Origin of the sequence: Natrialba aegyptia DSM 13077 (assembly GCF_000337535.1) — an archaeon.
Lineage (GTDB): Archaea > Halobacteriota > Halobacteria > Halobacteriales > Natrialbaceae > Natrialba > Natrialba aegyptia.
In genome coordinates this window covers 360,030-376,410 of sequence record NZ_AOIP01000015.1, presented here as the reverse complement: position 1 = coordinate 376,410, position 16,381 = coordinate 360,030, and the positions used below count along the sequence as shown (strand labels likewise).

The window sequence follows — 16,381 nt, the reverse complement described above, 5'->3', positions numbered from 1 at the left end:
GTTTGATCTCCTATCGAGTTCAGCTCACGACGTGGCCGTCGGACGAGCGCGCAGCGTCGCGATCCCGATGTACGCACCGCTGCCGACGAACACGAGGAGTCCCGCGAGCGCCTGCGGGCCGGCCGTCGCGAGCAAGAAGGCCAGCAGTCCAACGGCTGCACCGCCGTGAGCCGCGGCGAAGTCTCGTCGACCGTAGGAACCGTGTAAGAGGGCCAGAAGGGCGAACGTGGCAGCGAAGACCCAGGTCGCGAGAATCGTCGTTCGAACGCCGCCGATCGTCTCGTTGATGGCCGTCCCGTAGCCGACGAGAAGCACCGCAATTGCCGACCCGATCCCGATCACCTCTCGCTGCGCATCCACCGTTTCGACCATAGCCGTCATTTCGAGAGCGGATGTAAAGCCGTGCCGTTCCGCCGGCCGCACAACGAGCGCGAACGCCGGCTCAGAGCAGCCGATACCGCCCTCGACTTTCGCTCACCGTCCCCTGCCTGGCGAGTTTTTCGAGCGCGTCTCGAGTGAACTCGGGGGAAACGCCGTGTTCGCCGGCGAACGAAATAATATCGTCCTCGGTCGGCCGCTCGAGTTCGGCGAGCGCCCGTTCGACGATCTCTTTCTTGCTTCCGCTTCGGGAGGAGCCGCGCGGGTCGCGGTCGCCGGCCGCCTCGACTTCAGCGGCGTCGAGGCCCGCTTGTTCGATGTACTCGGCGTCGTCGACGACGCCGCCTGCAACGTCGTCCTCGAGCGCGTCGAAGGAGTCGAGTTCGGCGAAGGCTTCGCCCTGGCCCTGGCGGGTGGCGAGCATCGAGGCGCGGACCTCGCGGGCGTGGTTCGCGTCGTCGGTTTCGACGAACTTCTTGCGCTTTTCGTAGGCGCGGCGGGTGCCACAGCGGGGGCACTGGGTCGTCTCGGAGCGGCCCTCGATGATCCAGAGGTTCGAACACTCGCTACAGCCGACGACGGCGTACATGCTGGTGCGTGGGGCGGCGTCGTAGTTGAAGGTTGGGCAACCGGGGCGAAAGTGAAGCGCCGGACGAGGGCGCACCGGCTACCACGCGCCGTCGACGTCGAGGACGACCTTGCCCGTCAGACCGCTCCCCTCGACCAGTTCGTGGGCCTGTGCGACCTCCGTGACCGGACGCACCGAGTCGATGACGGGTTCGAGTCGCCCCGCCTCGACGAGTCGGCGGAGCGCGTCGAGCGGCCGGCGGTCGCGCTCCAAGAAGCACATCTCGAGCGTGTAGTTTTGCTGGTACGCGCTCCCCCACTCCCCCTCGGGTTCGAGGATCGTGACGAGTCGGCCGTGCGGATTCGTGACCGCGGTGCTGTCGACCAGCGTCTCGCCGCCGACGGTGTCGAAGACGAGGTCGACGCCCTCGTCGAACTCCGAGTCGATCACGTCCGCGAAGTCCTCGGACTCGTAATCGATGGCTCGCACGGCACCGAGTTCTTCGGTCTGATCGACCGTTTCGGGGCTGGTCACGGCGACCACCGTCGCGCCGCTCTCGTCGGCGATCTGGACCGCGTGCGCCCCGACGCCGCCCGCGCCGTGGATCAGGGCCGTCTCGCCGGCCGTCACGTCGCCCCGCGCGACGATCGCCTCCCAGGCGGTCGCCGCGGCGAGGGGCAGCGCCGCGGCCTCCTCGTGGGACAGCGACTCAGGCTTGGGCGCGACGATCGACTCGTCCGCCGTCTGGAACTCGGCGTAGCTCCCCTGTTCGCCGAATATTTCGGGGGTATAAAAGACTTCGTCGCCGACTCCGAAGTCGGTGACGGCCTCGCCAACGTCCTCGACGACGCCCGACACGTCGTAGCCGATGATCGTCGGCGGGGAGATGCCGGCCCACGAGCCGGCCTGCCGGATCTTGCAATCGACGGGATTGACCGACGACGCGTGGACGCGGACGAGCAGTTCCGTCGGCCCGGGTTCCGGGCGGTCCACGTCGCGCCGTTCGAAGACATCGGTCTCGCCGAACTCGGTGATTACCATCGCGTCCATACGGACCGCTGTCGTCGAGTGACTGGATATAGGTTCGACCTTCGTTCGCCGCGTCGTGACAGTCGCGTCGGAACGCACGCTCCGGCCGTGAGAACTGCCGAAATCAGGGCCAGTCCGTACATTATTGGTGGCTCCGCTCGTCTCGCCACCCATGGAACGGCGCTCACTCGCCGACGTTGACAGCACGGAAGCCGCCGAGGGCGTGCACCTGGCGCTCATGGCCGGATCCGACTCGATGAACGTCCAGCACTTCGAGATCGAACCCGGCGCGACCGTCGAAGAGCACAGCCACCCCCACGAACAGACGGGATTCATCTACGAGGGCGAACTCACCTTCCGCACCGACGGCGACGAACTCGTCTGCGGCCCGGGCGACTCCTACGCGTTGCCCGGCGACCAGCCACACGCCGCCGAGAACCGGGGCGAGGTGACGGTTCGCGGCGTCGACATCTTCAGTCCGCCGCGCGAGAATCCGACCTGGCAGTCGAAGTAGCCGGCCCCGATACCACGGTAGAATACCACGGAGTTATATGACGGGCTTGGCAAGGGAGTCCAATGGCAGCCGAGACGCGCTCGACCGAACGGTCGCTCGGACGAATCGGGGCGTTCGTGAGACGATTAGGGCCGACGTGGCTCGCCGGCGCGATCGCGGCCGGCCCGGCGACGATGGTCAGCCTCCTGGTCGCGGGAGCGAGTTTCGGCTACTCGCTGCTGTGGGTCGTCGTCCTCTCGGCCGTCCTCGGTACCGTCGGCCAGTACCTCGCGATGCGGCTTGGATTGCTCACTGAAGCCGGTATCGTCGCCGTCGTCGAGGAACACCTCGGCTCGGTCTGGGCCTGGGTCCTCGTCGTCGACGCCGTCCTCGCCGCCGGGCTCGCACAACTGGCGATCATGAAGACGCTCGCGGACGTCAGCGCGACGATCGTCGGCAACGCCGGACTCACCGCGCTTGCAGATCCCCGACTCTGGGGGCTCACCTGGGCGGCGCTGCTCGCGCTGGGTCTCGCCGGCGGCGGCTACCGGATCGCCGAGATCGGTGCCAAAGTGCTCGTCTCGCTGGTCGTCCTCGCGTTCGTCGCCTCGCTGGTCGTCGTTCCGATCGATCCCGCCGCTGCGACGACCGGGCTCGTTCCCGAACTGCCGGCCGGCGGCGCGATCGTCGCCGCGGGCGTCCTCGGCGGCGCGGTTCACATCACGCTGCTGACGATGCAGAGCTACACGATGCGCGCCCGCGGCTGGACCGAACGGGACCGGGACATCGCGACCTTCGACGTCGCGAGTTCACTGCTCGTCGCCTTCGGGGGCTTTAGCCTCGCCGTCTTCCTCGTGGCGGCGAGCGTGTTGCCGGCGACCGGGCTCGACCCGGCGACGATCACGGAGATTCAGGCCGCGGAGGCGCTCGGGCCGATCGCGGGCGAGCACGCGATGTGGGTGTTCCTGGTCGGGCTCCTCGGGGCCGCGGTCTCGACGCTCGGCGGCAACACGATCGTGCCGCCCTATCTCGTCGCCGACAAACTCGGCTGGGAGCAGTCGGTCGCCGACCCGCGCTACCGGGCGGCGCTCGTCGTCGTCGCGCTCGGCTCCGCGCTCGGGGTCGTCCTCGAGGGGGCGTTCGTCCAACTGTTGGTGCTCGTCCTCGCGTTCGGGCTGGTCGGCACGCCCTTTGCGCTCGCCGTGATCCTCTACCTGCTCAACGACCCCGCCGTCGTTTCGGAGCCGAACTCGGCGCTCGAAAACCTCGGCGGCATCGCGCTCTTTGCGGTCGCGACGGTGCTCGCCGGCGAGTTCGTGCTGGACGAACTGACGGGAGCGACGGCGGGCGACCCGGTGTCGGTGTTCGTCGTCGCCTTCGCGGCCGCGATGGCGCTTGCGATTTGCGGACTCGCGGGGCGATACGTTCGCGAGCGCTACTGGTGACGGAGCCGTAACCCGTTTCGCTGGAACGTGTTCGATCGAGGATATTTTAGGGGCCGCGGTCGAATCGTCCGATATGAGCGAGCGCACCCCCTCCCGGAGCGTTCCCGGCTCGGTCCGGTCGTTCGTCGGCGTCGCCGCCGAGCGTCAGACCTACCGGAACCTCTGTTACCTGCTCCTGGCGATTCCGATCGGGATCGTCTACCAGTTCGGACTCACGCTCGGCTTCCTGGGCGCTATTTTCGCCGTTGTTCTCGTCGGAATCCCGATCCTGCTGTGTACCATCGTCGGCGCTCGCTACCTCGCCGCGTTCGAGCGGCGACTCGCCAACCGACTGCTGACGACCGACATTCGGCGGCCGGCCGACCGGCGAACGGTCGCCGACGACGGACTCGTCTCGAGGCTCGTTGAACTCGTCCGCTCGCAGGCGACCTGGAAGGGCGTGGGCTTTCTCGTCCTGAAATCGGTCTTCAGTTTCATCGTGGCGTTTCTCCTCCTCCTCGGTGGTATCGGCTCGCTCGCGCTCGTCCTTGCGCCGATCTCTTCGTCGACGGTCGTGTTCGACTGGGAGATCGACACGGTCGCGGAATCCGTCGTCGCGGTTCCCCTGGGCGTCGGCCTCGGACTCGTCACCTTACACCTCGCTAACTGGATCGCCGAAATTATGGAAACGCTGGCGGTCGCGTTGCTCGGGGATCAGGGGGAATCGTCCGAACGCGACCCGATCGATCCGGCATAGCGCCACCTGAACGCGGCCACGGACGGCCGCCTTCACGTTCGCGCTGTGTCTTCGGATCGTCGACCATGCGAATACAGGCGGCGGTCGCAAGGGTATCATTGCCGTAGGAACGTCGAATGCAGCTACCCGAGATAGCGAGACGGGACGGTCGCCCGCGTCGTCGTATCGAGCGTGCGAGTTCACGTTCCCTGCTGGTCGGTCAGCGTTCGGTTCCGTTTCTGAACTCGACTCACCATATCGATGTCGACGCTACCGTACCATGACCGTAGCACTCAAGCCGCTCGACGAGCAGGTGATCGTCATCACCGGCGCATCCTCGGGCATCGGGCTGACCACCGCGCGGATGGCAGCCGACCGCGGGGCGCGATTGGTTCTCGCGGCCCGGAGCGAGACGGCCCTCGCGGAGTTGACCGAGGAGATCAGACGCGAGGGCGGTGACGCGGAATACGTCGTCGCCGACGTCTCGGAGCCCGACGACATCCGCGAAATCTCGCGGGTCGCACGGGAGGCCTACGGCGGATTCGATACGTGGGTAAACGGTGCCGCCGTCCCGATCTACGGCAAACTCAGAGAGATTCCGATCGAGGACCTCCACGAGCAGTTCGACGTCAACGTCTGGGGGCTCCTGTACGGATCGTTCGAAGCCGCCGAACAGTTCCGAGAGCGAGCGCAGGAGCAAGACCTGGATTACGGCGGCGCACTCATCAATATCGGAAGCATCGCCTCCGAGCGCGCCATCGTACTGCAGGGTAGCTACTCGGCGTCCAAACACGCGGTCAAGGGATTCACCGACGCCCTGCGAATGGAACTCGAGGAGGAGGGCGCTCCCGTCTCCGTGACGCTCGTCAAACCGAGTTCGATCGATACCCCGTACCCGGATCACGCGAAAAACTACATGGACGACGACCCGACGCTCCCGCCGCCCGTGTACGCACCGGAGACGGTCGCGCGGGCGATTCTCCACGCGGCAGCGCACCCACAGCGGGAGGTGACCGTCGGCGGAGGCGGCAAGGGCCTCACGGTACTCGACCGCTACGCACCGGGGCTGCTGGATCGAATTATGGAGGTGGTGTTCGTCGATCGCCAGCGAACGGACCGCTCGTCCGGTCCCGAACCGGAGCGGGATCTCGACACCCCGTCCGGGACGCTCGACGAACGGGGCGACTACGAGGGCCACGTCGCCGAGACGAGTTCATACACCAGGCTCGTCCAGCGAAGTTCGCTTCCGACGACGCTCGGTGCCGGCGCTGCTGCGCTCGGCGCGTACGTTCTCTACAGGGTGCTCCGCGGCACCGATCCCGGTGACCAGTGATCGGTGATCGGTGTCCGGTGACTGATGATCGATGTCCGGTGACCGGTACCCCGGTCGTCAGCTACCGATTCGACTCCGATGGATCCTCAGTGTTCGTCTCCCAGTCGCTTTCGCATTTTGACGTGCGGGATACCCGCCTCCGTGAACTCGTCGCCGACGGATTCGTAGCCGAGTTCACGATAGAAACCGGCCGCGTGCGTCTGAGAGTGAAGCGTGAGCGCGTCGAGTCCCTGCTCGTCGGCCTGCGCTTCGATGGCGAGCATGAGTGCGCGACCGACTCCGGTCTTGCGCCAGGGTTCGCGGACGGCGACGCGTTCGACCTTCCCGGTTTCGTCGGTATCCGCCGTTCGGAGCCGTGCAGCGCCGATCGGGTCCGCATCGGGGGAGTCAGAAGCGTCGGGAGCATCAGAAGCGTCGGAGGCGTCGTATTCGTCGCCGTACGCGACGAAGTGCACGGCGTCGGCCTCGGGGGCGTCGTATTCGTCGTACTCGAGCGCTTCGTCGACGCCCTGTTCGTCGACGAACACCTCGTGGCGAACGTCGAAGGCGTCCTCGCGCGCGGCATCCGCGTCGGCGACACGTACGTCGACCATCGTGTGTTCTTCAGCCTCGGCTCTCGAGAACGTTACGACTCCGACGCGACCGGGCGAAACCCGAACTCGATCGAGTGAGTCATCCGATAACGATCGCCACCGTACCAGCAGTACGAAAGAAGAGTAGAAATTCGCGTTCGACCGCGCTCGAGCTTACGAGAGTTTCTCGATATTGCTGACGACTTCGTCGGCGAACTCGCTGGTGGCGAGTTTCTCGGCGTCGTCGAGCTGGCGTTCGAGGTCGTAGGTGACCTTGCCCGAAGAAATCGTCTCTTCGACGGCGTCGCGGACGAGGTCTGCAGCGTCGGTCCAGCCGAGGTACTCGAGCATCATGCGGCCCGAGAGGATCATGGCGGTCGGGTTGACCTTGTCCTGGCCCTCGTACTTCGGTGCGGAGCCGTGGACGGGTTCGGCAAGCAGGCGACCGTCGCCGAAGTTGGACCCGGGAGCGATGCCGAGGCCGCCGATCTGTGCACCGGCGGCGTCGGACATGTAGTCGCCGTTCAGGTTCATCGTCGCGATGACGTCGTACTGGTCGGTGCGGGTCAACAGCTGCTGGAGCATGTTGTCCGCGATGCGGTCGTTGACGACGACGGCGTCTTCGGGCGCTTCGCCGTCGTTTTCCTCCCAGAGGGTGTCCTCGGTGATGACCTCGTCACCGTACTCTTCTTCGGCGACCTCGTAGCCCCAGTCGCGGAACTGACCCTCGGTGAACTTCATGATGTTGCCCTTGTGGACCAGCGTGACCGAGTCCCGGTCGTGTTCGAGGGCGTAGTCGATGGCGCGCCGAACCAGCCGCTTGGTCCCGAACTCCGTGATCGGCTTGACGCCGATGCCGACGGGGCCGTCGTGGATGACGTCGTCCTCGCCCATCTCGTCCTCGACGAACTCCTTGACCTGCTCGACTTCGTCGGTGCCGGCCTCCCACTCGATGCCGGCGTAGACGTCTTCCGTGTTCTCGCGGAAGGTGATCATGTCCATCTGTTCCGGTTCGGAGACGGGAGACGGAACGCCGTCTAGGTGATAGGTCGGACGAACGTTCGCGTAGAGATCCAACAGCTTTCGCAGCCCGACGTTCAGCGATCGGAATCCGGCGCCGACGGGCGTCGTGAGCGGGCCCTTGATCGCAACGCGGTGTTCCTTGATCGCTTCGACGGTCTCGTCGGGCAGGTTCTCGTCGTACTTCTCGCGGGCGGACTCGCCGGCGTAGACGCGCATCCAGTTGATCTCGCGGCCGGTCGCATCCGCTGCGGCCTCGAGCACTTTCTGTGCGGCCGGGCCGACGTCGCTGCCGACGCCGTCGCCGTGGATGATCGGAATGATCGGGTTGTCGGGGACCTCGAGTTCGTCCTCAGTTCCCTCTTTCAGCGTAATCTTTTCCCCGTCCTCGGGGACCTCGATCTTGTCGTAGCTCATCTCGTCTAGAGGGTTCTCCGACTGTGGTAAAAGGGCTACCATTTCTATTGCGACCGGCGAATATTGCACCTGGGCCCGACGCGGTGTTTCCACCGAGGGAGCAGCGTGAGACGGGAGCCGGACCGAGTTCGGATATCGAAATCGTCGGCGAGACGCCGAACGTTGCCCGTAAACTCCCGTCTATGGGGAAACGCCGATGAGAACGCGATCCGGCGGAGCGTTGTCTTTCACGGGCGTGCTCTGTGGCAGATTCGCTCTCGGTCGAGACTGTTGGACAACGGCTGTTCTTCACCTCCGGAGTCCTGTTTAGTATTACTTCTCTTCGGGGGACGGCTGGCAGTGTCGTTACCGGTGTGTCATTCCCGGTGTTCGGATCGCGTCTGTCTCTCCGGTGCGTCGCCCCGGTTTCAGGAACGGGGCCCCTTCGGACCGACATCGTCGCTCCCCGTCCCGTCCCAGTGGCGCACGAGCAACCAGCCGCCGACACAGCAACTGGCCCCGCCAGCCAGCGCGAGCAGGAGCTGTGCGCCGCCCGAAAGCCGCGAGTGGGTGCGAACGGTCCACAGTATCGAAAGCAGCGCGATCCCGACGACCAGGGCCGTCGAGCCGAGGTCGACCCGATCCCAGTCCGCCTCGATTCCCAGCCGCACGACCGCGAGCAGTGCCATCGCCGTACAGAAGACCCCGAGCAATGCGGCTGGCGTCGTCATCGTCGGTGGCGGTTCTCGCGCTGCCGTGGTAAGTATGTCTGTTTCGATGCGTCTTCCCCCGTCGCCGGCCGTCGGTCGAATCCAAAACCCGTTATGACCGGTCCCCGTCAGTCAGGGTATGCAGGTACTCGTCCACGGCGGCGCCGGTAGCGCCCCCGACGACCCGGCCCCGCGACAGGCAGTCCTCGACGAGGCTGCCGCAACCGGTGCAGCGACATCCGACCCAGTCGGTGCAGTCGAATCGGCGCTGCACGTCCTCGAATCCTCGCCGCGGTTCAACGCCGGGGTCGGCAGCGCCGTTCAGAGCGACGGCGAGATCCGCACGGATGCGGGGATCATGACCGATTCCCGGGCGGTCGGTGCCGCCTGCTCGATGCCGGGCGTCGAACACGCGGTCAGCGTCGCCCGCATCGTCATGGAAGCGACGCCGCACGGCTTCGTCTCCGGCGATCACGCCGTCTCGCTCGCCGACGCGTTCGGCATCGAAACCGGCGTCGATCTCTGGTCCGATCGAACGCGCGAGCGGTGGGCCGAACTCGATCGACCGGCGGACGGCGTACAGAGTGAACTCGCGTGGATCGAAGACCGGTACGGGCGAACGGACCCGGGCGGGCGCGACGGCGAGGATAACGGTGAGATGGATCAGCCAGCACAGAGAGCGACCGACCCGCACGAGAGCACCCTCGATCACGACGCCGCCGGACAACGCCCAACGAGCAGCGATCCGACGGATCACGACACCGTCGGTGCCGTCGCCCTCGATGACGACAGCGGCCGCCTCGCCGCCGCGACCTCCACGGGCGGGCGCTGGCTCGCACTCGCCGGCCGCGTCGGCGACGTCCCGCAGGTCGGCTCCGGCTTTTACTGTGCACCCGCCGCCGCCGTCAGCGCAACCGGTGCCGGGGAGGACATCGCCCGCGTCACGCTCTCGCGACGCGTCGCCCGACACGTCGAACGGGGCCGCGACGCCGATACCGCTGCTGCGCTCGCGATCGACGAGTTCGCCGAACTCACCGGCTCGACCGCCGGCGTGATCGCCGTCGATGCAACCGGGACGCTCGGCTCGGCGTACAACAGCGCCGCGATGCAGACGGCGCGGGCGACGGACCGCTGAGACCATCCCGCAACGATCGGAGACGCAACCTCTTTTTGCCGACCGGTGCAACTCCAGTGCATGGCCGACTCCGAGGATCAGGTGGACCTCCAGTCCGAGAAGTACGAGAAGCACCGCGAAGCGGGCGACATCCTCGCGCAGGTTCGCGAGGAGACAGCCGAACGCGTCGAGGTCGGCGTCAGCCACCTCGAGATCGCGGAATACGCCGAGGACCGAATCCGCGAACTCGGCGGCAAACCGGCGTTCCCCGTCAATATTTCGATCGACGAAGAGGCCGCCCACGCAACCCCGTCGATCGACGACGACTCGACCTTCGGCGAAGAGATGGTCAACTTAGACATCGGCGTCCACGTCGACGGCTGGCTCGCGGACACCGCCATCACCGTCGACCTCTCGGGCACTCCCGAACTCGCGGAGGCCTCCGAACAGGCGCTCGAAGCCGCTCTCGAAATCGTCGAACCCGGCGTCGAGACGGGCGAGATCGGAGCCGAAATCGAAGACGTGATCGACGGCTACGGCTACAACCCGGTCGTTAACCTCACCGGGCACGGGTTGGACCACTGGGAGCAACACACCAGCCCAAACATCCCGAACCGTGCCGTTTCCCAGGGAACGACGCTCGAGGTCGGCGATGTCGTTGCGATCGAACCCTTCGCGACCGACGGCGGCGGCAAGGTCACGGAGGGCGCGACCGAGGAGATTTTCGGGCTCGAACGCGAGGGCACCGTCCGGAACCGACAGGCCCGCGAGGCGCTCGCACAGATCACCGACGAGTTCAAGACGTTGCCGTTCGCGACGCGATGGCTCGAGACGGATCGGGCGGAGATGGCCCTGCGACGGCTCAAGCGAAACGATATCGTCCACGGCTATCCGGTGTTACAGGAGGACGACGGCTTCCTCGTCAGTCAGAAGGAGCATACCGTGATCGTGACCGAAGACGGGTGTGAAGTGACGACGCAGTAGGGCGTTCGCCGCCGTCGGTTTTCGTCTGTCGGTTTTCGTCTGTCGGTTTTCGTCTGTCGGTTTTCGTCTGTCTTTTCCGCGATCAGTTTCCGCTCTTGTTCTCGTTCCCGTTCCCGTGCCCGTTCTCGTTCACAGCCCACAGCCCCGCTCGGTCCCGTCGGTCCGCCGTCTCGCTCTCGGGCGCGGTGAATAACGGATTCGCCGGCCGCGAGTCGACGAGAATCCGCCGGCCGCGAGGAGAACGCGACGGCGACGATTCTAGAGACGGTCCGAATGCACTCGACAGGGGCGGACAGTAGAGCGCACTATCCGTGTTGAGGGGTGACAGTGAGGATGATACCTCGGAGAGCGATTAACGCGCGGAAATAGCAGAGAGGGCGGCAGCAGTACGACAGATCAGGCGTTGTTCATCCGCTGACTCGTCCGATTCCCGCAGCGCTGGCACTCGCTTACGCGGTAGGGTTCGCGGGAAAACTGAGCGTTTTCCTGTTTGACACTCTCGGTTCGAATCTGGACCGACACTTCGTGGAGCGTTTGCAAGTCGCAGTCATCGCAGTATTCAGTAAGGCCGTTTACAGAGTCGTCAGTCGTTGCCATTACTGGAGTAGTTGCAATAGTGAACTCTTAAAGGCGCGTCTCATTTCGAACGCTGAGTCATAAGATCTGATATGTTCTTGGATCCCACTAGATCTTTCAATAGTTATTCTCGAACGAAGAGAGCGATTGTCTCTATAGCATAGGTATTCAATATCACGGTAGTGAAAGGCACAGCTACGCTCGGGTCGAGATGGGGACGCTCGTAACTGGCACACATTTTATGCTATTTCCGATCAGGACTCGAGTGGGGGAAACGAATCCGGATCGATTGCGGGTCGCCTGTCCGGAGACACAATCAGTATAGGGTCGCCGCAAGTGGTATCGCGTATGGACCAGGTGTTTGCCCCGTGGCGGATCGAGTGGATCAAACGCGACGAGCAAAACCCCGATATCGAGGAGTGTGTCTTCTGCGAGTTCCCGGAGATGGATGCTGACCGGGAAAACCGGATCGTCGCGCGGAGCGAGCACGCGTTCGTCCTGTTGAACAACTATCCGTACAGTCCGGGACACGTGATGGTAATTCCATACGCTCATACGGGAGAGTACAGCGACCTGACCGAAGCGGAACTGCTCGATCACGCGCGACTCAAGCAGCGAACGTTCGATGCGCTGGAGACGGGGCTCGGACCCGACGGCTTCAACGCGGGGCTGAACCTCGGCGACGGCGCCGGCGGCTCGATCGACGATCATCTCCATACGCACATCGTGCCGCGCTGGCAGGGCGATACCAACTTCATGCCCGTTATCAGCGATACGAACGTGATCGTGCAGGCGCTCGAGGAAACGTACGATCAGCTCCACGAAGCGTTTGCAGCCCAGGACGGCGCACGCGTTGTCGATGCGGAGACTGCCGTCACCTTCGACTAATCGTGCGAGAACTCGCCGTCGAATCGCTCGTCAGGCGTAACTCGCGTCGAGGAAGTCGACGATCCGTTCGGACTCGGCCATCGTCACGCCGGCGTCTTCGTCGACGATGACGGGGACCTGACGCTGGCCGGAGACGCGCTTGACCTCGTCGCGTTCGGAATGTAAGCTCTCGACCCAGTTGCTCTCGTAATCAACGTCGAGTTCATCGAGCCGGTCGGCGACGCGTTCGCAGTACGGACAGCCCTCGAGCTGGTAGAGCGTAATCGCACCCATGGCGGGCGTTCGCGCTGCGGCGGTAAAAGCGTACGCGACGGTCGACGCGGATCGAAATCGACGGCGGTGCGGGACGCGGTGAACTCGAGACTCACTCGATCGGGACGTGGGCTCGGGTTTCGGCCGGGTCGGTGGCGCGACCGGGACGTTCGGCGAGCACGACCTCCTCGGTCGTCCGCCGTCCCTGCCGTTGCACCTCGATCTCGATGGGCTGTCCCGGCCGCGTTTCGGTCAACAGGTAGCGCTGGAGTTCCTCGTGGGAGTCGATCTCGTGGCCGTCGATGCCGACGATCACGTCGCCGCCGACGGGAACGTCGCGACCGCGTACCCGGCGGACGCTTCGACAGCCGCGCAGTGCGGCGCTCGCGGGGCCGAGCGGCGCGTCCACGACGAGCACACCCTCCGGAGTCGCCAGGTCGTTGGCCTCGGCGACGGTGGGCGAGACGTCCACCGTCCGAACTCGCAGGTACGGATGGCGGAATCGGCCGCGTTCGACGAGGTCAGGAACGACCCTGGAGACGACGGCAGCGGAGATCGCGAACCCGATGTTCTCGCCGGTTTTCGCCCGATTGACGCCGACGACGGTCCCGTCGAGCGTGACGAGCGGGCCGCCGCTGTTACCCGGATTGATCGGCGCGTCCGTCTGGACGGTGTCCGGGATGGTGAACCCGCTTCCGGTCGGCGACGACCGGTTCACGCCGCTGACGATCCCCGTCGTGATCGTTCCGTCCAGGCCCATCGGATTACCGAGCGCCGCGACCGGTTCGCCGGGCGTCGGCGGCCGGTCCGCGATCGGCAGGGGGTCAGCGTCCGACGGCAGCGCCTCGGTACGGATCACCGCGAGGTCCGTGTGGGCGTCGGTTCCGATCACGTGCCCGGTTTCCCAGGACGCGTCGCTGAACCGGAGATCGACCGCTTCAATGTCGCCAACGACGTGTCGGTTCGTGATCACGTGGTCGGCGTCGTAGACGAACCCGGATCCCGTCCCGCCCGGTCGACGGCGCTCCGGATCGACGTACACCGAGACGACCGACGGGATCGTTTCACGGTACAACTGTTCGAACGTAGTTGGCGTACTCATTTATCTCCCGGGACAGCACACCGCCGTGCTGCCGCCAGGTTCACCATCGGTTAGGGGGTGTGATAGCATAAGCCAATCGGTGCCCTGAACACGTCAGTTATAAGTCATTAAACGCCGGTCGTCAGTCGTCAGTAGCCGATCGTCCCCCTTCCCGTCCGTTCCGTACACTCGTACCGAGTCCGTTACGACCGCTGGCGAGTTCAGCGGAACGGAGACGGAGTAGTTGCGTCGATCGATCGGCGCGAAGCGTCACACCGGCTCGCCGAAGGCGTACATCGTCTCGTAGGCCGTCACGTCGAGATCGATGAAGTCGCCGGGTTCGATCCCGTGCTCGCTCGCGTTTTGAACGATGATCTGTCTGTACGCGGAGTCCCGACACTTCACGGAGTCGGCGGTTCCCTCCTCGACGACGAGCACGTCCTCGCGACGCTCGCCGACCATGTCCGCGTAGGCGTCGGCGACGATGTCGCGCTTGACTTCGCTCATCTCCTTCGAGCGCTCCTTCTTGATCGTGCCGCCGAGGCCTTTCATGTCGGCGGCGTCGGTTCCCGGCCGCTTGGAAAAGCGGGTCACGTTGATCTTCTCGGGGCGGGTTTCGCGGAGCAGCGCCATCGACTGCTCGTGATCGTGGTCCGTTTCCGTCGGGAAGCCGACGATGAAGTCCGTCGAGAGCGTCCAGTACTCGAGCGCCTCGTCGAAGGTCTCGACGACCTCGACGTACTCCTCGACCTGGTGCTGGCGGCGCATGTCGCCGAGTACGTCGTCGCTACCCGACTGGACGGGCGCGTGCAGGAACCCGTAGAGTTCGTCGTACTCGGCGAAGACGTCGGCCAGTTCCTCGCGGATGCCGTGGACCCCCTTCGGGTTGGCCATCCCGACGCGAACGCGGAAGTCGCCCTCGAGTTCACAGATTTCGGCGAGCAGGCGGTGGAGTTTGCGCTCGCCCTCGTCCCAGCCGTAGACGCCGGTGTCCTGGCCCGTAATTCGAATTTCCTTCGCGCCGGCGTGGATCAGCGCGCGGGCCTTCTCGACGTTCTCCTCGATCGACGGGGAGTCGATCTTGCCCGTCGCGTGCTTGGTGATGCAGTACGAGCAGTTCGACATACACCCCCGAGCGATCGGGAGGATGCCGACGACGCCGTCCAGAATCGGTTCGGCGTCGGGCGTCGTCGTCGGACATTCGCCGTTGGTTACGGCCTCGGGGACCTCGTCCCAGTGAAGCACCTGGCTGTCGACATCGGCCTGAGCGAACTCTTCGCCCTGTGCGAGGGCCATGCAACCGGTGATAAAGAGGTCGGCCGTCTCCTCGGAGAGTTCTTCGGCCCGCCGGAGCATGTTGCGCTCGGTTTTCTCGACGACGGTGCAGGTGTTGAGGATGGCGACGTCGGCCTCGTCGGGGCCGTCGACCCGGTGGTGGCCGGCGTCGCGGAGCCGTCGCTCGATCTCGCGGCTCTCGCCGCGATTCGACGTGCAACCGTACGTTTCGATGTGATAGCGGGCCATCCGTTGTGATTCGGTTCAGGGTCGGGAAGGCAAAAGCCCGACGGATCGGGGCTCTCGAACTCGTCCGCTCACGTCATCCCGTACTCCTCCGCGAGCCGCTCGTAGTTGTCGTCGAGGACGTTGATCGTCGCGATCAGCGCGCCGAGGACGACCGGACCGAAGAACAACCCCATCACGCCGAACGCGTACACGCCGCCGAGGACGCCGAGGATGATGACGGCGGGGTTGAGCTGGGCGTATCGATCGACGACGATCGGCCGCAGGTAATCGTCGGAGATGCCGACGATGACCGCGCTGTAAGCGAACAACGCGACGGCCAGGATCGGCTGGTTCATCGCCAGGAGATAGACGACCGCGGGTCCCCAGACCAGAAACGCCCCGACCAGCGGGATGAGCGCGAGCACGATCATGATGACCGTCCAGAAACCGGCGTTCGGAATGCCGGTCGCAAAGAGCCCGAGTCCGGCGATGATCCCCTGGATGAGCGCGATCAGGACGTGACCCGCGAGGACGGCCCACATGACCTCGTCGAGTTCAGTGTAGAACTCGTCTTGCACGTCCGACGGAAGCGGCGTGACGTCGCGAATCCAGGCCAGGAGCTTGTCCCCGTCTCGGAGGAGGTAGTAGAGCAGAAACAGGGCGACGCCGAACCCGACCAGGGCGTGCGTGAGGACGCCGATCCAGGCCGTCGTCTGTTCGACGAGGACGGAGCCGATCTGCTGTGCCGAATCCGAAAGCGTGGCCGCCAGGTCGACCTCGTACCCGGTTTCGGCCGCAATGTAGCGCTCGATTTCTGCGACCTGGAGCGTTTCTGAATCGAGATTCTGGAGCATCCGCGCCGCGTCGTCGGCGACCGCAGCGAGGACGATAACGAACGGAACGATAAACACGGTGATCGCGAACGCCAGGAGGGCAAACGCCGAAACTGTCGGCGAAAACCGCCGTTCGAGACGGCGCTGGAGCGGATACAGGACGAAGGCGAGCAAAATCGCCATCAGTATGTACTGGAGAAACGGCACGACGAGCTGCCAGGAGAGGTATGCGAAGATCGCGACGAGCGTGAGGAGATAGCCCTTGCTGATGTTCACGAGTGAACCGACCACGCTCGCCGGGATAAAATTGCTACCGGCATCGATCAATCTACGCCGTTCAACCGGCTGCGCGCCCTCACCTGGGAAAGAGCGAGTCGACTGGCGGATACACGTCGCCGTCTCCCTTGGAGCGGCCGCACTCGTGTACGCCACAGCAGTCGGTCGAGGGTCGACGCATCCGTCCGCCGAGGCCGTCTACGGATTCATCGTTT

Annotated in this window: 18 protein-coding genes; 7 read left to right on the top strand and 11 right to left on the bottom strand. The window is 65.1% G+C overall.

What is annotated here, in order from left to right; all coding sequences use genetic code 11:
- Positions 1–24: 24 nt before the first annotated feature.
- The 3 genes from C480_RS05880 to C480_RS05870 form a co-directional block, all read right to left on the bottom strand.
- The gene (locus C480_RS05880; RefSeq protein ID WP_006664705.1) at positions 25–372 is read right to left on the bottom strand and encodes a hypothetical protein; all 348 of its coding nucleotides are present in this window, start codon (positions 370–372) and stop codon (positions 25–27) included.
- Positions 373–442: 70 nt separating this feature from the next.
- On the bottom strand, positions 443–967 hold the full coding sequence (locus tag C480_RS05875; protein WP_006664704.1) for a DUF5817 domain-containing protein: 525 nt from the start codon (positions 965–967) through the stop codon (positions 443–445).
- Between the two features lie 78 nt (positions 968–1,045).
- A complete protein-coding gene (locus tag C480_RS05870) occupies positions 1,046–1,996 on the bottom strand; it encodes a zinc-binding dehydrogenase (RefSeq protein ID WP_006664703.1) in 951 nt (316 codons plus the stop codon).
- A gap of 151 nt (positions 1,997–2,147) precedes the next feature.
- Here C480_RS05870 and C480_RS05865 point away from each other — a divergent pair, with 151 nt between their 5' ends.
- The 4 genes from C480_RS05865 to C480_RS05850 all read left to right on the top strand — a co-directional run bounded on the left by C480_RS05865 (position 2,148) and on the right by C480_RS05850 (position 5,961).
- Positions 2,148–2,489 (top strand): cupin domain-containing protein, encoded by a 342-nt coding sequence (locus C480_RS05865; RefSeq protein ID WP_006664702.1) that lies wholly within the window; start codon positions 2,148–2,150, stop codon positions 2,487–2,489.
- A 62-nt stretch (positions 2,490–2,551) separates the two neighbouring features.
- The gene (locus C480_RS05860; protein WP_006664701.1) at positions 2,552–3,913 is read left to right on the top strand and encodes an NRAMP family divalent metal transporter; all 1,362 of its coding nucleotides are present in this window, start codon (positions 2,552–2,554) and stop codon (positions 3,911–3,913) included.
- Positions 3,914–3,986: 73 nt separating this feature from the next.
- Positions 3,987–4,649, top strand: a complete 663-nt coding sequence (locus tag C480_RS05855; RefSeq protein WP_006664700.1) for a sensor domain-containing protein — start codon at positions 3,987–3,989, stop codon at positions 4,647–4,649.
- Positions 4,650–4,908: 259 nt separating this feature from the next.
- On the top strand, positions 4,909–5,961 hold the full coding sequence (locus C480_RS05850) for an SDR family oxidoreductase (RefSeq protein WP_006664699.1): 1,053 nt from the start codon (positions 4,909–4,911) through the stop codon (positions 5,959–5,961).
- Between the two features lie 86 nt (positions 5,962–6,047).
- Here C480_RS05850 and C480_RS05845 read toward each other — a convergent pair whose 3' ends face one another.
- The 3 genes from C480_RS05845 to C480_RS05835 all read right to left on the bottom strand — a co-directional run bounded on the left by C480_RS05845 (position 6,048) and on the right by C480_RS05835 (position 8,680).
- On the bottom strand, positions 6,048–6,554 hold the full coding sequence (locus C480_RS05845; protein ID WP_049903270.1) for a GNAT family N-acetyltransferase: 507 nt from the start codon (positions 6,552–6,554) through the stop codon (positions 6,048–6,050).
- 153 nt (positions 6,555–6,707) lie between these two features.
- The gene (icd, locus tag C480_RS05840) at positions 6,708–7,970 is read right to left on the bottom strand and encodes an isocitrate dehydrogenase (NADP(+)) (RefSeq protein ID WP_006664696.1); all 1,263 of its coding nucleotides are present in this window, start codon (positions 7,968–7,970) and stop codon (positions 6,708–6,710) included.
- Between the two features lie 407 nt (positions 7,971–8,377).
- A complete protein-coding gene (locus C480_RS05835; RefSeq protein WP_006664695.1) occupies positions 8,378–8,680 on the bottom strand; it encodes a hypothetical protein in 303 nt (100 codons plus the stop codon).
- Between the two features lie 118 nt (positions 8,681–8,798).
- Here C480_RS05835 and C480_RS05830 point away from each other — a divergent pair, with 118 nt between their 5' ends.
- The gene (locus C480_RS05830) at positions 8,799–9,794 is read left to right on the top strand and encodes an isoaspartyl peptidase/L-asparaginase (protein WP_006664694.1); all 996 of its coding nucleotides are present in this window, start codon (positions 8,799–8,801) and stop codon (positions 9,792–9,794) included.
- Positions 9,795–9,854: 60 nt separating this feature from the next.
- Positions 9,855–10,757, top strand: coding sequence for a type II methionyl aminopeptidase (gene map, locus C480_RS05825; protein ID WP_006664693.1), 903 nt, complete (start codon positions 9,855–9,857; stop codon positions 10,755–10,757).
- 396 nt (positions 10,758–11,153) lie between these two features.
- On the opposite strand, the gene C480_RS05820 is transcribed toward map, so the two are convergent.
- A complete protein-coding gene (locus tag C480_RS05820; protein WP_006664692.1) occupies positions 11,154–11,354 on the bottom strand; it encodes a DUF7835 family putative zinc beta-ribbon protein in 201 nt (66 codons plus the stop codon).
- A gap of 327 nt (positions 11,355–11,681) precedes the next feature.
- Between C480_RS05820 and C480_RS05815 the strand changes: the two genes are divergently transcribed.
- Positions 11,682–12,221 (top strand): HIT family protein, encoded by a 540-nt coding sequence (locus C480_RS05815; RefSeq protein ID WP_006664691.1) that lies wholly within the window; start codon positions 11,682–11,684, stop codon positions 12,219–12,221.
- A 30-nt stretch (positions 12,222–12,251) separates the two neighbouring features.
- Here the strand turns inward: C480_RS05815 and C480_RS05810 are convergent, their stop codons facing one another.
- The 4 genes from C480_RS05810 to C480_RS05795 form a co-directional block, all read right to left on the bottom strand.
- Positions 12,252–12,494: a glutathione S-transferase N-terminal domain-containing protein gene (locus tag C480_RS05810; RefSeq protein WP_006664690.1), complete on the bottom strand. Its 243-nt coding sequence runs from the start codon at positions 12,492–12,494 to the stop codon at positions 12,252–12,254.
- Between the two features lie 91 nt (positions 12,495–12,585).
- The gene (locus C480_RS05805) at positions 12,586–13,575 is read right to left on the bottom strand and encodes a S1C family serine protease (RefSeq protein WP_006664689.1); all 990 of its coding nucleotides are present in this window, start codon (positions 13,573–13,575) and stop codon (positions 12,586–12,588) included.
- Between the two features lie 249 nt (positions 13,576–13,824).
- Positions 13,825–15,078, bottom strand: a complete 1,254-nt coding sequence (locus tag C480_RS05800; protein WP_006664688.1) for a tRNA (N(6)-L-threonylcarbamoyladenosine(37)-C(2))-methylthiotransferase — start codon at positions 15,076–15,078, stop codon at positions 13,825–13,827.
- Between the two features lie 68 nt (positions 15,079–15,146).
- Entirely contained in the window at positions 15,147–16,166 is a 1,020-nt protein-coding gene (locus C480_RS05795; protein WP_049903349.1) for an AI-2E family transporter, read from the bottom strand.
- Positions 16,167–16,381: the final 215 nt, after the last annotated feature.

Bases quoted from the DNA above. Each gene is read 5' to 3' on its own strand.
- C480_RS05880 (WP_006664705.1), bottom strand. From the start codon at position 372: ATGGTCGAAACGGTGGATGCGCAGCGAGAGGTGATCGGGATCGGGTCG.
- C480_RS05875 (WP_006664704.1), bottom strand. From the start codon at position 967: ATGTACGCCGTCGTCGGCTGTAGCGAGTGTTCGAACCTCTGGATCATC.
- C480_RS05870 (WP_006664703.1), bottom strand. From the start codon at position 1,996: ATGGACGCGATGGTAATCACCGAGTTCGGCGAGACCGATGTCTTCGAA.
- C480_RS05865 (WP_006664702.1), top strand. From the start codon at position 2,148: ATGGAACGGCGCTCACTCGCCGACGTTGACAGCACGGAAGCCGCCGAG.
- C480_RS05860 (WP_006664701.1), top strand. From the start codon at position 2,552: ATGGCAGCCGAGACGCGCTCGACCGAACGGTCGCTCGGACGAATCGGG.
- C480_RS05855 (WP_006664700.1), top strand. From the start codon at position 3,987: ATGAGCGAGCGCACCCCCTCCCGGAGCGTTCCCGGCTCGGTCCGGTCG.
- C480_RS05850 (WP_006664699.1), top strand. From the start codon at position 4,909: ATGACCGTAGCACTCAAGCCGCTCGACGAGCAGGTGATCGTCATCACC.
- C480_RS05845 (WP_049903270.1), bottom strand. From the start codon at position 6,554: ATGGTCGACGTACGTGTCGCCGACGCGGATGCCGCGCGCGAGGACGCC.
- icd (WP_006664696.1), bottom strand. From the start codon at position 7,970: ATGAGCTACGACAAGATCGAGGTCCCCGAGGACGGGGAAAAGATTACG.
- C480_RS05835 (WP_006664695.1), bottom strand. From the start codon at position 8,680: ATGACGACGCCAGCCGCATTGCTCGGGGTCTTCTGTACGGCGATGGCA.
- C480_RS05830 (WP_006664694.1), top strand. From the start codon at position 8,799: ATGCAGGTACTCGTCCACGGCGGCGCCGGTAGCGCCCCCGACGACCCG.
- map (WP_006664693.1), top strand. From the start codon at position 9,855: ATGGCCGACTCCGAGGATCAGGTGGACCTCCAGTCCGAGAAGTACGAG.
- C480_RS05820 (WP_006664692.1), bottom strand. From the start codon at position 11,354: ATGGCAACGACTGACGACTCTGTAAACGGCCTTACTGAATACTGCGAT.
- C480_RS05815 (WP_006664691.1), top strand. From the start codon at position 11,682: ATGGACCAGGTGTTTGCCCCGTGGCGGATCGAGTGGATCAAACGCGAC.
- C480_RS05810 (WP_006664690.1), bottom strand. From the start codon at position 12,494: ATGGGTGCGATTACGCTCTACCAGCTCGAGGGCTGTCCGTACTGCGAA.
- C480_RS05805 (WP_006664689.1), bottom strand. From the start codon at position 13,575: ATGAGTACGCCAACTACGTTCGAACAGTTGTACCGTGAAACGATCCCG.
- C480_RS05800 (WP_006664688.1), bottom strand. From the start codon at position 15,078: ATGGCCCGCTATCACATCGAAACGTACGGTTGCACGTCGAATCGCGGC.